The sequence below is a fragment of the Halomonas sp. genome (assembly GCF_052095765.1).
In the GTDB taxonomy this organism is placed as follows: Bacteria; Pseudomonadota; Gammaproteobacteria; order Pseudomonadales; family Halomonadaceae; genus Halomonas.
In genome coordinates, this window is the sequence record NZ_JBQDJZ010000006.1 from 15621 (window position 1) to 30591 (window position 14971).

Annotated in this window: 11 protein-coding genes; 2 read left to right on the forward strand and 9 right to left on the reverse strand. The window is 59.2% G+C overall.

All coding sequences use genetic code 11. From position 1 onward, the window contains the following. Window positions 1–60: 60 nt before the first annotated feature. The gene (locus tag ACTH3D_RS01765) at window positions 61–2967 is read right to left on the reverse strand and encodes a ribonucleoside-diphosphate reductase subunit alpha (RefSeq protein WP_441664632.1); all 2907 of its coding nucleotides are present in this window, start codon (window positions 2965–2967) and stop codon (window positions 61–63) included. Between the two features lie 393 nt (window positions 2968–3360). Between ACTH3D_RS01765 and ACTH3D_RS01770 the strand changes: the two genes are divergently transcribed. Beyond that, the gene (locus tag ACTH3D_RS01770) at window positions 3361–3975 is read left to right on the forward strand and encodes a hypothetical protein (protein ID WP_441664634.1); all 615 of its coding nucleotides are present in this window, start codon (window positions 3361–3363) and stop codon (window positions 3973–3975) included. A 164-nt stretch (window positions 3976–4139) separates the two neighbouring features. Here the strand turns inward: ACTH3D_RS01770 and sbcB are convergent, their stop codons facing one another. From sbcB to minC, 4 genes are all read right to left on the reverse strand, one after another. After that, complete coding sequence (sbcB, locus tag ACTH3D_RS01775) at window positions 4140–5627, reverse strand: exodeoxyribonuclease I (RefSeq protein ID WP_441664636.1); 1488 nt, start codon at window positions 5625–5627, stop codon at window positions 4140–4142. Between the two features lie 101 nt (window positions 5628–5728). After that, window positions 5729–5980 (reverse strand): cell division topological specificity factor MinE, encoded by a 252-nt coding sequence (minE, locus tag ACTH3D_RS01780; RefSeq protein ID WP_441664638.1) that lies wholly within the window; start codon window positions 5978–5980, stop codon window positions 5729–5731. Continuing rightward, window positions 5977–6795 carry a septum site-determining protein MinD gene (minD, locus tag ACTH3D_RS01785; protein ID WP_441664640.1) on the reverse strand — a complete coding sequence of 273 codons (819 nt, stop codon included), beginning with the start codon at window positions 6793–6795 and terminating at the stop codon, window positions 5977–5979. The genes minE and minD overlap by 4 nt, the downstream gene beginning before the upstream one ends. Before the next feature lie 95 nt (window positions 6796–6890). After that, window positions 6891–7634: a septum site-determining protein MinC gene (minC, locus tag ACTH3D_RS01790; protein ID WP_441664642.1), complete on the reverse strand. Its 744-nt coding sequence runs from the start codon at window positions 7632–7634 to the stop codon at window positions 6891–6893. 225 nt (window positions 7635–7859) lie between these two features. Between minC and ACTH3D_RS01795 the strand changes: the two genes are divergently transcribed. Further along, entirely contained in the window at window positions 7860–10655 is a 2796-nt protein-coding gene (locus ACTH3D_RS01795; protein WP_441664644.1) for a DUF349 domain-containing protein, read from the forward strand. A 64-nt stretch (window positions 10656–10719) separates the two neighbouring features. On the opposite strand, the gene ACTH3D_RS01800 is transcribed toward ACTH3D_RS01795, so the two are convergent. The 4 genes from ACTH3D_RS01800 to serA all read right to left on the reverse strand — a co-directional run bounded on the left by ACTH3D_RS01800 (window position 10720) and on the right by serA (window position 14808). Beyond that, a complete protein-coding gene (locus tag ACTH3D_RS01800; RefSeq protein WP_441664646.1) occupies window positions 10720–11541 on the reverse strand; it encodes an IclR family transcriptional regulator in 822 nt (273 codons plus the stop codon). A 100-nt stretch (window positions 11542–11641) separates the two neighbouring features. Further along, complete coding sequence (locus ACTH3D_RS01805; RefSeq protein WP_441664648.1) at window positions 11642–12430, reverse strand: enoyl-CoA hydratase; 789 nt, start codon at window positions 12428–12430, stop codon at window positions 11642–11644. 82 nt (window positions 12431–12512) lie between these two features. After that, the gene (locus tag ACTH3D_RS01810) at window positions 12513–13430 is read right to left on the reverse strand and encodes a DMT family transporter (RefSeq protein ID WP_441664650.1); all 918 of its coding nucleotides are present in this window, start codon (window positions 13428–13430) and stop codon (window positions 12513–12515) included. Between the two features lie 127 nt (window positions 13431–13557). Beyond that, entirely contained in the window at window positions 13558–14808 is a 1251-nt protein-coding gene (serA, locus tag ACTH3D_RS01815; RefSeq protein WP_441664652.1) for a phosphoglycerate dehydrogenase, read from the reverse strand. Window positions 14809–14971: the final 163 nt, after the last annotated feature.

Sequence of the window (14971 nt, forward strand, 5' to 3'; positions counted from 1 at the left end):
TGTCTGTTAACTCGATGTCAGAACCTGCCGGCGTAGCGCAGCAGGTTCATTGGCGCGGATTTACTGGCAGGCTTCGCAGCCCAGCTCATCGATCTCCCCGGCCGACGGCGGACGCTGGCCGCCCTTGCCGCTCAGAAAGTCGTCGACGCCGCGTGGCTCCTGCGCCTGTGGTGCCTGCTGGGCGTTTAGCTCGGCGCCATCCGTTGTCGCGCCAGGTGCGGCGTTGCTGACCGCGTTGAGATTGCCGCGCTCGACGGTGGACTTTTCCACCGCAGTGGCGCCCAGCGCACGCAGGTAATAGGTGGTCTTGAGGCCGCGATACCAGGCCATGCGGTAGGTCACGTCGAGTTTCTTGCCTGACACGCCCTGGATGTAGAGGTTGAGCGACTGTGCCTGGTCGATCCACTTCTGGCGACGTGAGGCAGCTTCGACCAGCCATTTGGGCTCGACCTCGAAAGCGGTGGCGTACTTGGCTTTGAGGTCATCCGGAATGCGCTCGATGGGCTGGGCAGACCCATCGTAGTATTTGAGATCATTGATCATCACCGCATCCCACAGGCCACGCTCTTTGAGGTCGTTGACCAGGGCAGCGTTGACCACAGTGAACTCTCCAGACAGGTTCGATTTGACGAACAGGTTCTGGTAGGTCGGCTCGATGGACTGCGACACGCCGCAGATGTTGGAAATGGTTGCGGTGGGAGCGATGGCCATCACGTTGGAGTTGCGCATGCCCTGGGTCGCGATCTTGTCGCGAATACGGCCCCAATCCTGGGTCGAAGAGGTGTCGACCTCGATGTACTTCTCGCCGCGCTCCTGCACCAGTCTGTCGATGGAGTCGATGGGCAGGATGCCCTGGCTCCACAGTGAGCCTTCAAAGCTGGCGTAGTGGCCGCGCTCAGCGGCCAGATCAGAGGACGCCTCGATGGCGTGGTAGCTGACCAACTCCATGGAGCGGTCGGCAAAGGCCACGGCTTCTTCGGAGGCGTAGGCGATGTCTTGAGCATAAAGGGCGTCCTGAAATCCCATGATGCCCAGCCCCACCGGGCGGTGTTTGACGTTGGAGTTCTTGGCCTGGGGTACCGCGTAATAGTTGATGTCGATGACGTTGTCGAGCATTCGCACTGCGGTACGTACGCTCTTCTTAAGCTTGTCGTTGTCCAGCTGGCCGTCGACCATGTGGCTGGCCAGGTTGATCGAACCCAGATTGCACACTGCGATCTCATCGACACTGGTGTTCAGGGTGATCTCGGTGCACAGGTTGGAGGAGTGCACCACGCCGGTGTGCTGCTGCGGGCTTCTCAGGTTGCACGGATCCTTGAAGGTGATCCATGGGTGGCCGGTCTCGAACAGCATGGAGAGCATCTTACGCCACATGTCTTTGGCCTTGACCCGCTTGAACAGCGTGATCTGGCCGCTTTCGGTCATCGCCTCGTATTCTCGGTAACGCTTCTCGAAGGCTGCGCCATACAGGTCGTGTAGGTCCGGGCAATCGGAGGGCGAAAGCAGCGTCCACTGCTGGTCATCGAAGACCCGTTTCATGAACAGGTCTGGCACCCAGTTGGCGGTGTTCATGTCGTGGGTGCGACGGCGATCGTCACCGGTGTTCTTGCGCAACTCCAGAAATTCTTCGATATCCAGGTGCCAGGTTTCCAGGTAGGCACATACCGCGCCCTTGCGCTTGCCGCCCTGGTTGACGGCAACGGCGGTATCGTTGACCACCTTGAGGAAAGGCACCACGCCCTGGGACTTGCCATTGGTGCCCTTGATCCAGGAACCCAGTGCGCGTACTGGTGTCCAGTCGTTACCCAGACCGCCGGCCCATTTGGACAGCAGGGCGTTGTCGCGGATGGCGCTGTAGATGCCGTCCAGCGCGTCGGGCACGGTGGTGAGATAGCAGCTGGAAAGCTGGCTGCGCACAGTGCCGGCATTGAACAGAGTGGGCGTGGAGGCCATGTAGTCGAAGCTCGACAGCAGCTCGTAGAACTCGATGGCGCGGGCTTCGCGGTCATCTTCGTTAAGCGCCAGCCCCATGGCCACGCGCATGAACATCACCTGGGGCAGCTCATAGCGCACATCATCGCGGTGAATGAAGTAGCGGTCGTAGAGGGTCTGCAGGCTTAGGTAGGTGAACTGGGCGTCGCGGGCATGATCCAGGGCTTCGCCCAGCCTCTCGAGGTCGAACTCGGCCAGACGCGGGTCGAGCTGTTCGAATTCGATGCCGCGGGCCACATAGGCCTGGAAGGCCGGCTTATACAAATCGGCCATCTCATGGTAGGTGGCTTCCTCGGCGATATCGAGAAACGATAGCGCTTCGCGACGCAGGCTGTCCTGCAGCAGGCGAGCAGTGACGTAAGTGTAGTTGGGCTCTTTCTCTACCAAAGTGCGGGCGGTCATCATCAGCGCCTGAGAAACGCCATCCACACTCACGCCGTCGTAGAGGTTCTTTAGTGAGTCCTCGACGATCTTGCCGGGTTCAACCGCATCAAGGCCTTCGCAGGCTTCGAAGACCAGGGTTTCGATGCGGCCCAGATCCAGCGGGCGAGTGCTGCCGTCCAGGGCGGTAACGTTGAGTGAAGGATGAGGTTTGGTAATGTCGCCTTTGGCGCTGCGGGCGCTGGCCTGGGCTTCGCGGTAGAGTACATAGGCGCGGGCGACTTTTTGTTCGCCGGCGCGCATCAGGGCCAGCTCGACCTGGTCCTGGATGTCTTCGATATGCAAGGTGCCGCCGTCTGGCATGCGACGTTGAAATGCCTGGGCGATACTTCCGGAGGCGTTGGCAACAAAGTCACGTACGCGCGATGAACCTGACACATCATCGCCTTCTACGGCGATAAAGGCTTTGTTCATGGCCACGGCGATCTTGCTGATATCGAAGGGTGCCACATCGCCGGTGCGCTTGATAACCCGCAGCGTCTGAGGGGCTGTGACAGAGACCGAAGCCTGCTTTGAGGGTGTCGTAATACTCATGGCGCCGATGGGATCCTGTGGGTGGTTGATCGGGTTGTGGGCGCTAGGCAAGCAGTGGTTGACAGCACTCCCTTGACTTGCTAGCTACTACATGTGGTGTGTCTATCGCATTGCGGCACAAGATAGTGTGTTTCGTTGTGTGTTTCAAGGGGTGTTTTCCTGAGGCTGTCTAAACGCCCAGGCTCAGGTGTTGCGTGAGGGGATGGTGCCAGAGCCGTTGAGCGCACAGTCCGAGCGGCTCAGGTATCGCGTCTCTAATGTGGCAGAATGCCCAGGGTAAACTGCTCCTGCTGACCTAGAGGATAAGCAAAGAGTGTTGGAAGTCGTTATTCTTGACGACTACTATGGGCTGGTAAACTTCGAAAAGCCTGATGGTTTAAATAGGGAGATCACATGAAAAAGAATTTACTGCGCAGTTTCGGACTTGCACTGCTGGTCGGGGCGACCTCTGTCGCTCTCGTTGCTTGCGACAGCAAGGATGCTGGCACCGATAAAGACGCCGACAAGAAGGTTGATCAAAGCGCCGAAAAAGTAGCCGACGACACAGTCAAGACCGTTGAAAAGAAAGCTGACGAAGTCGCTGAAGACACGAAGGACGCAGCTGATGCAGCAGGCGACAAGCTTGAAGAAGTGGGCGACGATGTAAAACAGGCTACTGAAGATGCAGCCAAAGCCACTGAAGAGAAGGCTGAGGAAGCTGTTGAAGCGACCAAGGACGCGGCTGACACAGCTGGCGACAAGCTGGAAGAAGCCGGTGATAACGCCAAGCAGGCTGCTGAAGATACTGCCAGTGCTGCTGGTCAGAAGGCCGACGAGGCCGTTGAGGAGACCAAGGACGCAGCTGATGCGGCAGGCGATAAGCTGAAAGAAGCTGGCGACGGCGCCAAGTGGGACGCAGAAGACGCCACCAAGGCGACTGACGAGAAAGCTGAAAAGCTGGCCGATGATGTCGAAAGGGATATCGAGAAGGCAGGCGACGAGCTGAAGAGAGACGCCGAAGAGTTGTAAGCGAATTGCCCTGGCGACCGGTTACTGTGACGGCTATCCAGCAGGCATTAAGATGTAGGTGACGAGAAGGCCGAGCATACATTGTCCGGCCTTCTCGTCTATGTTGTCTTGATTGTGCTGCATTGCAGGCAGGCTGGTTCCGTTGGCGGCGGTATCGGCTAGGGTCAGTCGAATGCCTGTGAGGGAAGAATGGACTCGACATGCATGACTAGTTCTTCCAGTACCTGGCGCTGGATGTCGGTCAGCTCCTGGCGGCTCAGCCGCTCAATCTCGCGGCCAAAGTCAGACAGCGTGAACCCAGCCAGCTGGCTGTCCCGTAGCCGCTCCCAGCGCCAGTTTTCCCAGCGTTCCTTCTCTTCATCTTCCAGGGTTTCAGGATAGCTTCGGGCACGGTAGCGAAATAGCATTTCCTCAAGACGCGGATCCTGAAAAGAAAAAGTGGCGCCCACTAGATCCCAAGGGTCAGTGGCCCGTGCGCGCTCCATCTGAGCCCGATCAGCGGGAGAAAAGAAACCGCCGCTGTAGAGCATCAGGTCCGGATCCTGAGGCGGCTCCGGGTAGGGCTGGGAGAACACGTCCCTAACGCGTGCCGCAACATCGGAATCTGCCCTGAGAACTTTCCAGTGCTGGCGGCCCGCCTCAAGGTCGAGTGCCATCTGCTCGACGATCTGGCCGTATTCGCCGGCCCGTTCACCATCCACATCCTTGAGAAAGGCCACTGGCATGACGACAGGGCATTTGTTGATATGAATGACTTTCAGCGGGATGCGCGACTCGCCTTCGGCAAGGTCGTCATTGCTGATGAAAACACGCTGGCGAATCTGTTCGGCCGACATGTCCAGCAATGGCTGTGGGTCGACGGACAGGTCATAGACGATCACGCCATTGTTGTTGGTCGGGTGTTTGGCCAAGGGCATCACCAGCGCTGCACAATTACGGCCGGCCGGATAGCGCCGTGAAATATGCAGCACCGGCACCTGGGCAGCAACATCCAGCAGCTCAGCGACCCGGTGCTTGCCACGCTGCTTCAGCAGATAGGCGAACAGCCTGGGATTGGCTTGCTTGAGTCGTCGTGCCAGCTCGATGGTGGCGCGTACGTCGGCAACAGCGTCGTGGGCGCCTTCATGGGCAATGCCGTTGGCCCGGGTCAGTTCTTCAAGCCGGAAGCTGGGCGTCCCGTCTTCGCGCCGCGGCCACGCGATTCCGTCGGGGCGTAGTGCATGAAAAGCACGTACCACATCGATCAGGTCCCAGCGGGAGTTGCCATTCTGCCACTCTCGGGCGTAGGGGTCGATCAGGTTGCGGTAGAATAAGTGGCGGCTGATTTCATCGTCAAAGCGCAGGCTGTTATAGCCCACTGAGCAGGTGCCGGGCTGGCTCATTTCTGCGGCGATACGGCCAGCAAATTCCGCCTCGGGTAAGCCCCGGCGCAGTGCTTTTTGCGGGGTGATACCTGTCACCAAGCAGGCCTGTGGGTGAGGCAGGAAATCATCCGCCGGACGGCAGAATATTTCGACCGGTTCGCCGATCTCGTTGAGTTCGGCATCGGTACGAATGGCAGCAAACTGAACGGGGCGGTCGCGCTGCGTGTCGATGCCAAAGGTTTCATAGTCGTGCCAGAGAAAAGCCCCTGGCGTGGTCGGCTGCGCCATGAGCGAGACCCCCGTTCAAGCGAAAACAAAAGAATTATCAACACCGCTGTGTGCGACGTCTGGCAATTAGGGCGAGCGGCGGGCATCTCGCCGGAGATGCGTCAAGTGCGTGGTAAAGTGACGTTCAGCTCAAGTACCGAGCAGTTGTCCTCGCTGTCCATGCTGATATTCACCGCATCGTCGTCGATCTGGACATAGCGGCGGATAACCTCCAGTAGCTCGCGCTCGAGCATGGGCATATAGTCAGGCTGCCCACGCTGGCTGCGCTGGTGCGCCACGATGATCTGCAGGCGCTCCTTGGCTACCGAGGCGCTGTTCTTTCGCTCACGCTTCAGGAAATCGAGTAGCTTCACCGACGGCCTCCTCCAAACATGCGGCTTAACAGGCTTTTCTTCTGGCCACCATAAAAACGTAACGGGACATCTTCGCCCAGCAGCCGTGAAACGGCATCCGTGTAGGCAAGCCCCGCATCACTTTCGCTGTCATGGGTGACTGGCACGCCCTGGTTTGAGGCGCGCAGTACGGCCTCGGACTCGGGAATCACGCCGAGCAGATCAATCGCTAGAATCTCGCGGATATCGTCGAGGTTCAGCATGTCTCCGCTGTCCACTCTGCTGGGGTTATAGCGTGTCACCATCAGGTGCTCTTTGATCGGCTCTTCATTGCGCTCTGCACGACGTGTCTTGGATGCCAGCAGCCCGAGCATGCGGTCAGAGTCACGCACTGAAGACACTTCAGGGTTGGTGACCACAATGGCTTCGTCGGCAAAATACATGGCCAGCTGGGCGCCGCGCTCGATACCTGCCGGTGAGTCACAGATGATGAAGTCGAAGTCTTCACTCAGCGATTTAAAAATCTGCTCGACGCCTTCGTTGGTCAGAGCATCCTTGTCGCGGGTCTGTGATGCCGGAAGAATATGCAAGTTGTCCACTCGCTTGTCGCGGATCAGCGCCTGGTTCAGCCCCGCTTCACCTTGGATCACGTTGACGAGGTCGTACACGACCCGGCGCTCGCAGCCCATGATCAGGTCAAGGTTTCGGAGCCCCACATCAAAATCGATAACGGCGGTTTTCTGGCCGCGAAGCGCCAGTCCTGTGGCGATTGCAGCTGCGCTGGTTGTTTTTCCGACGCCTCCTTTGCCGGAGGTCACAACGATGATTTTGGCCAAGTGTCGCATCCTATGTCTTGGTGTCTGGGTGCAGCTATAGGCTTACGCCTTTGCTGCATTGTTTTGAGTTGACTAACTCGCCCATATGCTGGCTGCTAGTCCAGCGGCGAGATGGATAGCTGATCGTCTGCGAGTCGGACCTGGACCGCTGTATTCAGCAGACGCGGGTCGATGTCGTCGAGCCGCTTGTAATTACCCGCCACCGATAGTAGCTCTGCGCGCAGCTCGCGGCAGAATATGCTGGCCAGGGGGTTGCCATGAATACCAGCCAGTGCACGCCCGCGCAGTGGGCCATAAACGTGTACGCTGCCACCCGCCAGCACTTCGGCGCCAGCATTCACCGCACCTACCACCACCAGGTCGCCTTCAGGCGCTGAAACCTGCTGCCCTGAGCGAACGGTGCCACGATAGATGCGGCCAATGCCGCCAGGCAGCATTTCTGTCACGTCCTCTTCATCGACCTGTGAAAGTTCGGCTTCAACGGCAACGCTTTCCAGCGGTCGCGGCCGTGATGTCTCCAGCGGAGGAAACCAGCCGAGGCCAAGCGCCCAGGCCGATTGACGTACCGGATCGCTGCCACCACGAACAGCAACGGGCAGCAGCTTGTGGGTGCGGCACACAGCACAGATACGCTCCAGCGACAAGTGTGGTTCATCAAGCCGCTCAACGCTGAGAACGACCGGGGTATGCTGAAAGAAGGCCGGCGCCTGGCTCATCTTTCCCGCCAGCTGCTCGCGAATTCGCTCAGGATCGGCGCTGGTCAGCTCCATGACGGTCATGGGTAGCATGCCGCCCTTGAAAGTGAATGCACTTTCGGCTCTGTCCACATTGAGACTCATTGCCGAACTCCGCAGAAATATAGGTGACAGTTAATTAATAGGCTCACGCTAGGCGAGTCACCAGTTGCATGCAACTGATAATAAGCCCAATACGCACTGTTGTCAGTGTCTCTTATTACATACAGGCAGCCTTGCTTGCTCTTTTCAGGCATCGTTGCCCGTGCTTAGATGGATAGACTACTTTGTTTGCGGCAGTTGTGCGCCGCGTCTTGTTCAGGACACCCTATGAGAGGAATTTTTTTACGTCTGTTTAAACCACGTTGGCAACATTCTTCAGCCAGCGTGCGTTATCAGGCCATTGCGCGACTTTCAGCCGAGCGTGCTGACCACCGACAGGCGCTTGAGCATCTTGTGCAGGACGTTGACGCAGAAGTTCGCCTGGCGGCTTTGGCACGGCTCGAGGATATCGATTGTCTGCTGAGGCTACGCACTGCTGGTAGCAGCAGAGAGCTAGATGATCGCCTTGTGTGGCTGCTCAGCGGACACGCCGGAGCGCCTAGTTTATCGCAGCGTATCGGGTATCTGACTCAGCTCGGTGATGGCGTGCTATTTGAGCGTATTGCCATGGAAGCTGATAACCAGCAGCTCAGGATGGAGGCGCTGGCTCAGCTTGAGGATGAGGAGGCGCTGATTCGACTGGCCTGCGACAACAAGATTGCCGCTATACGCCAGGCTGCTGCCGCGCGAGTTGATAGCGACGAAGGGCTCTCGCACCTAGCGCGGGAAGCGCGGCGTGACGGTCAGGTCATGCGTCAGGCGCGTCAACGTCTTGCTCAGCGCCGCGCCGACGCAGACCAGCAGGCCAAAGCCAATTCCCGACGCGACCAGCTGCTTGAGCAGATAGAACATCTGGTTGGCAGCTCCTGGGAGTCACATGACAAAGCACGCTTCGAGTATTTCGAAAAGTCTTTTCGGGAGCTCGGGCCGGCCAGTGCGGAGCAGGAGCGCCGCTTTCGGGAGGCTCATCAGCACTATCGAAAAGTGCTCAGCGACCAGCAGCATCATGACCGGGCGCAGGAAGACGCCAGGCAGCGGCGTGCAGCAGCTAGTCAGGAGCGAGAAGCCCAGCTGGCGGCCATGGAAGAAGGGCTCAATGGCCTCACTAAGGGAGAGGGGCTGTCGGATCAGGAAATAGCACTTCTTCGATCACAGAGGCAGTTGCTTGTCAAACACTGGCTGGCGCTTTCCGAGCAACATAGTCCTGACGAAGTATTGCGCCGGCGATATGCGTCAATTCTGGAGCGTTACGAAAACGTGCTTGCTGCGCGTGGCAGGTTGGACGCGAACACGGAGTCTATTATCCAGGCGCTCAGTGATAACGACGATCAGCAGCTGGCCGCGTTGGTTGCTGCCTGTCGCTGGCCACAAGAGCTTCCGCTTGCACCACTGCTCAGGCATGCCAAGGAGCAGTTGCAGGAAAACAAGGCTGAAACGGTTCAAGTTCAGTCGGTAAGTCTGGCGGCCTTCAGCGCTGGGCTTGACCGGCTGCAGCAACAGCTGGATAAAGGCCAGGTGCGTAATGCCAGTGGTCTTTATCAACGTATTGCTCAGCAAGCAGAGGCTCTGGACCCTGCCGCTGCAGAGGGGGCGCTAGCACGTTTCCGGCGGCTTGGCGCCAGGCTTGCCGAGTTGCGCGATTGGCGGGCCTTTGTGGCGGGTCCCAAGCGTCAGCAGCTGTGTGAAAGCATTGATGCGCTCGCCGAGCAGACACAGTTGAATGACAGCGATCTGAATCATCGCCATCGCCAGCTGGTACAGGAGTGGAAAAGCCTTGGTGATGCCGCTGGTGATAGCGATCTGTCTGCGCGATTTCGCACAGCGTCAGATAATATTCGCCAACGCTTGCAGCCGTGGCGCGAGCGCCAGGCGCAGGAGCGTGAGCACAACCTAGCAGCACGTATCGAGCTATGTGAGCAGCTTGAGGCGCTGCTTGAGCAACCTTGTGAGCAGGCTGATCCCGATGCACTGCGCCGTATTCGCGACAGTTCCCGCCAGTTGTGGCAGCGCCATTCTCCTGTGCCCAGCAAGCAGGCTCATGGCGTTGAGCGACGTTTTTCTCACGCACGCCATGCCCTGCAGGCGCTGATTGAGCGCCGCGCCAGTGAGATCGCTGCAGCCAAACGTGCGCTGATTGAACAGCTTCGGGCGTTGCGCGATCGTGACATGGACGCACACCAGCGCGCTGAGCAAGCCAAGGCAATGCAGCAGCAGTGGCGCCAGTTGGGGCGAGCGCCAAAGGGGGAGGAGCAGGCGCTTTGGCGAGACTTTCGTCATTTGTGTGACGAGATTTTTTCGCGGCGCGATGCGGCGCGCAAGGATCGTCAGAATCACCTTCAGCAGCGTCTTGATGACATGCAGGTGCTGATTGATCAGCTCGACACCTGGCGTCCGGTTAGCGTCAGTGATAGTGCAGCTCTTGATTCCGCTGTGGAGCAGGCTGCCGCCTTGGAGCCGCTGCCGCATGGCAGGCGTAGTGAGGGTATGAGTCGGCGCTGGGCGGGGATAGTCCAGGCGCGGCGTATCAACCTTGAGCGTCTTGCTCTGGCTGAGGAGGCGAAGTACTGGCAGCAGCTGGGACCTCTGATCGATAGCCATCTGGCCGCTGATGACATGTTGCTTGAAGGAGGCGGGGTAGTGGCGGTTGGCATTGAGAGTGCTGGGCAGAATCAGCCGCTCTCTGCGGACGTGCATCAGGCCCATGAGCGGCGCAACGCGGCTCGTCTTGTGCCTGATAGCCCAGCCCAGGTCGAGCAGCGACTCGCGATGCTGCGCGTACATTTAGCGGTGCTTTCCCATGGCCGCGTGCCGCCCGGGGATGAGCCTTACCGGTTAGCAGTTCAGGTTGAGCGTCTCAACCAAGGCATCGGTCAGGCCACCAAGCCCCACAGATCAGACCAGGAGCTTCGCCGGCTGTTGCTCGAGCTGTTGGCCACTGGTCCAATTTCTGCTGATTTATGGGCCAGAGAAGCTGGTGCACTGGGCGAGTGTATAGCGTATCTGGCCCGGCAGATGAACGACTGACCCGTGCAGCAACCATGCTAAAAGCCTGCGCTGAACCTGTATTGAAAGAGTCGCCTGCTAGCAGTCAGGGCGCTGGTAGGTGGCCACCCAGCTGGGCAGTAATTTCCTGTGCTGTTTGGCGCACCAGCTCACCCAATTCAACCAAGCGTGCATCGGAAATGCGTGCTACCGGCCCCGAGACCGAGATCGCAGCCAGTGGAATGCCGTGTTCGTTATGGATGCAGGCCGCTGCGCAGTTCATTCCAATAGCGTGCTCTTCACGATCACAGGCGTAGCCCTGCTGGCGAATTTTGGCCAGCTGCTCTCGCAGTACAGCCGGGTCGTGCAAGGTGTTTTCGGTAATGCGTGCCAAGCCGCGCTCTTCCAGCACCTGGGCCAGCTCATCTTCCGGCAGCCAGGCCATCAGCGCTTTGCCGACGCCTGAGGCGTGCATCGGGGCCCGTGAGCCGAGCCGGGTAATCATACGCATCATCTGGGGCGACTCGCTTTGTGCCAGGAACACCGCCGTGCTGCCATCGCGAATACCGAGGTTGGCTGTCTCGCCGGTGGCAGCAGTCAACTTGCGCAGAAAGGGCCGGCTGGTGGCCACAAAATCGCGCGCTTCAAGAAAGCTGTTGCCGATCCGGAAAGTTTTGACATCTATTTTCCACACCGCGAGCTCGGCGTTATGACTGATGAAACCCTGGCTGTGAAGCGCCTGCAGCAGACGATGGGTTGTCGAAGGAGCCAGCTCAGCCAGCTCGGCAATCTCTGAGAGGGTCAGGCCATCGGGGTTGGCTGCCAGCCGTTCCAGCAGGCTCAGGCCGCGCACCAGTGATTGGCTGTGCCCGCCACTGGCTTTGCCTGTTGCAGGCCGGCCTGCTGCTCTGCGCTTGGGTTCCGTCACTGATATACTCTCCCGAATCCGAATGATAATTCCTGTGTCAGGATACCGTGAGCCTGGGGCGCTGTCTTGTTTCGGAAACTGTTTCCATGAGCTTATTCGCTCAGCGATGCTGCCACTGGGCGGGACGCTTGTCGAAGAAAGCCGAGATTCCCTCACTGACGTCCTCGGCGAGCATGTTGTCGGCCATGGTGTCGGCGGCAAAGGCGTAGGCCTGCTCCAGCGGAAGCTCGGCCTGGCGTCGGAACATGGCCTTGCCGGTGCTGAGTGCCAGAGCGCTCTTGGCGGTCAGGCTGGTGGTCAGGGTATTGATGGTTTCATCGAGTTGCTCGTCATCGGCTACACGATTGACTAACCCCCATTCTAGTGCCGTGTCGGCGCTGATGAACTCGCCGGTCAGCAGCATCTCCAACGCCCGCTTGCGGCCGATGTCGCGGCTTAAGGCGACTGCTGGGGTGGCGCAGAACAGCCCGACGTTGATACCGGAGACCGCGAAGCGGGCGCTGCGGGCAGCCACAGCCATGTCGCAGCTGGCCACCAGCTGGCAGCCTGCTGCTGTGGCTACGCCGTGAACCCGGGCGATCACCGGTAGCGGAAAGTCGACGATGCTCTGCATCAGCTGCCCACAGCGCCTGAACAGGTCCTGATAGTAAGCGTGGTCTTGGCGTGCCTGCATTTCTTTGAGATCGTGGCCGGTGCAGAAGGCGCGACCTGCGGCGGCGATTACCACGCAGCGCAGGCTGGATTCGTCGCGCAGCTCAGTCAGTGCACCAGCAAGCGTGCCGAGCATGGCTTCTGACAGCGTATTGAAGCGCTCTGGATGGCTCAGTGTCAGGGTGGCGACGCCATCGACCAGCTGGCAGTTGACGGCAGGGGCATCGGTTGCAGGCATTGCGGTATCTCCAGCAGGGATTTACCCCAAGCCTAACGCGATGCTGGCGTCTGTGCTCAGGCTTGCGACCAAAGAAGGGCCGTTATTTGTCTGGTGAGCGTGTGGCTGCGACCAGTCGCGCGGCATTGCGCCGGCCGATGCGATCACCGAACAGGTAAGCGCCTAGTGCAATTAGTATTAGGGCAGCACCTGTCAACATGGGCGGGGAGGGGGATTCCCCGTTGAGCAGCATGCCTAAGGTGAGAGCCAGTACCGGTGTGATCAGCGTCACTAGCGCTACCGTAGCGGCATGCAGCCGCGACAAGATCAGGTAATAGCACAGAAAACCGATCACCGATCCGAACAGCGCTAGGTAGAGTACCGCCCAGAAGCCGCGAGCCGATAGCGGTATCGACAACGGCTCACCGCTGCTCAGCCACAGGACCAGGAAGAAAGGCATCGACAGTGCCAGGGCGCCCACTGTCTGCACCATAGGGTGCAGGCCTGCAGCAGCGCGCTGAACGGCGATGCCGCTGCCGCTAAACAAGGTGACAGCCCCCAGCATCATGCCCAGGGCCATGAGTTGCCCCGAGCCGCCTAGTGTTAGGCTATTGATAAACACCACAGCTAGACCCACTACGCCAAGCGCGCAGCCCAGCCAATGCCAGCGCTGCAGCCGGACGGAACCGGGTAGCGCCTGCAGGATCAAGCCTGAGATCAGAGGTGCCATACCAAACATTACCGACAGCATGCCTGAGGGTAATGCCTGAGAGGCCTTGTAGCTCAGCGCCATGGCGCCGAATACGCCGGGCACGGCGCAGGCGTAGCTGATTAGAGCGCGGCGGTCATGGCGAAACGGCCGACGCATCAGCAGTAGGATGATTGTACCAACCACCAGCGCAATGCCCATGCGCAACATGACGCTGCCGACGGGCGCGCCCGCCTCGGCGCTCCATTTGATACCCAGCGGCGTGGTCGCCCAGACTATGATGACGGTGAAATAGGCCAGTCCGGTGGGCATGGCGGTGTTCCTTGTGATGCTGGGTGGCGAAAGAAAATCGCCGCCAGGCTAGGCCGTGGCGGCGAGGTGGCGCTGATCAGGCGCGGTTGTGGCAGGCGGGCAGTGTTGTCTGCCGTTCGTCTGCGGATCAGTCTGCGAGGCCGGTCTCGGAGTAGAGAACGCGAACGCGCTTGGTGTGTTTGACCTCGCTCAGCGCTTCGAGGGCCTTGCTACCGTACTCTTTGTTGACATCAATCACCACGTAGCCAATTTTCTCGTTGGTCTGCAGATACTGGCCGAGGATGTTGATGTTGCTTTCCGACAGCACCCGGTTGACCTCTGACATGACGCCCGGCACGTTGGCATGGATATGCAGTAGGCGATGTTTGTCGGGGTGGGCCGGCAGGGCGACTTCCGGGAAGTTGACCGAGGTAATGGTGGTACCGTTATCGGAGTAGGTGACCAGCTTTTCGGCGACTTCCGTGCCGATGTTTTCCTGTGCCTCCAGCGTTGAGCCACCGATGTGCGGTGTCAGGATGACGTTGTGCAGGCCGCGCAGCGGGCTGACGAACTCTTCATCGTTGCCTTTGGGCTCAACCGGGAAGACGTCAATGGCCGCACCGTTGAGGCGACCTTCCTTGATGGCATCAGCCAGCGCCTCGATAACCACCACGCTACCGCGAGAGGCGTTGATCAGCACACTGCCTGGCTTCATCAAGGCGATCTGGGGTTCACCGATCATCCAGCGAGTGGCAGGCAGATCGGGAACATGCAGGCTGACAATATCGGCACGGGCCAGCAGTTCTTCCATGCTGCCCACCTGTCTTGCGTTACCCATGCCCAGCTTGGTGATGACATCATAGTAGATGACTTCAAAGCCCAGTGATTCGGCCAGTACTGAGAGCTGGGCGCCAATGTTGCCATAGCCGATAATGCCCAGCACCTTGCCGCGAGCTTCATGGGAATGCTTTGCTGACTTCAGCCAGCCGCCCTGATGGGCGCGCGCGCTCTTTTCTGGGATGCCGCGCAGCAGCATGATCGACTCGGCCAGTACCAGCTCGGCCACCGAGCGGGTATTCGAATAGGGTGCGTTGAAAACGGGGATGCCGCGCACTAGTGCTGCACCAAGGTCTACCTGGTTGGTACCGATGCAGAAGCAGCCCACAGCAACGAGCTTTTCAGCAGCCGCAAAAACGCGCTCGGTAAGCTGAGTGCGTGAGCGGATGCCGATGAAATGCACATTGCGGATTTTTTCGATCAAGGCCTCCTCGTCCAAGGACGTAGGGAGGTGTTCGATGTTGGTATAACCGGCATTGAGGAGGGTATCCACTGCGCTCTGGTGGATGCCTTCGAGCAGTAGGATCTTGATCTTGCCCTTGTCCAGGGACGTTTTGGCCATGGTCGAAACAACCTCTTGCTATACGTGGCGTATTCGGATCAGGAAGTAAGGTAAGCCCCGAGGCTGCTGGCAGCGGCGGGCGTTCCATAAAGGACGCGTATAATAGCACAGACGCTGACGGCCTCGAATGAAAAAGCTGTGCCGCGACCATGAGCGGGATGCA

Bases quoted from the DNA above. Each gene is read 5' to 3' on its own strand.
- ACTH3D_RS01770 (WP_441664634.1), top strand. From the start codon at position 3,361: ATGAAAAAGAATTTACTGCGCAGTTTCGGACTTGCACTGCTGGTCGGG.
- minC (WP_441664642.1), bottom strand. From the start codon at position 7,634: ATGAGTCTCAATGTGGACAGAGCCGAAAGTGCATTCACTTTCAAGGGC.
- ACTH3D_RS01810 (WP_441664650.1), bottom strand. From the start codon at position 13,430: ATGCCCACCGGACTGGCCTATTTCACCGTCATCATAGTCTGGGCGACC.
- ACTH3D_RS01805 (WP_441664648.1), bottom strand. From the start codon at position 12,430: ATGCCTGCAACCGATGCCCCTGCCGTCAACTGCCAGCTGGTCGATGGC.
- sbcB (WP_441664636.1), bottom strand. From the start codon at position 5,627: ATGGCGCAGCCGACCACGCCAGGGGCTTTTCTCTGGCACGACTATGAA.
- ACTH3D_RS01765 (WP_441664632.1), bottom strand. From the start codon at position 2,967: ATGAGTATTACGACACCCTCAAAGCAGGCTTCGGTCTCTGTCACAGCC.
- ACTH3D_RS01795 (WP_441664644.1), top strand. From the start codon at position 7,860: ATGAGAGGAATTTTTTTACGTCTGTTTAAACCACGTTGGCAACATTCT.
- serA (WP_441664652.1), bottom strand. From the start codon at position 14,808: ATGGCCAAAACGTCCCTGGACAAGGGCAAGATCAAGATCCTACTGCTC.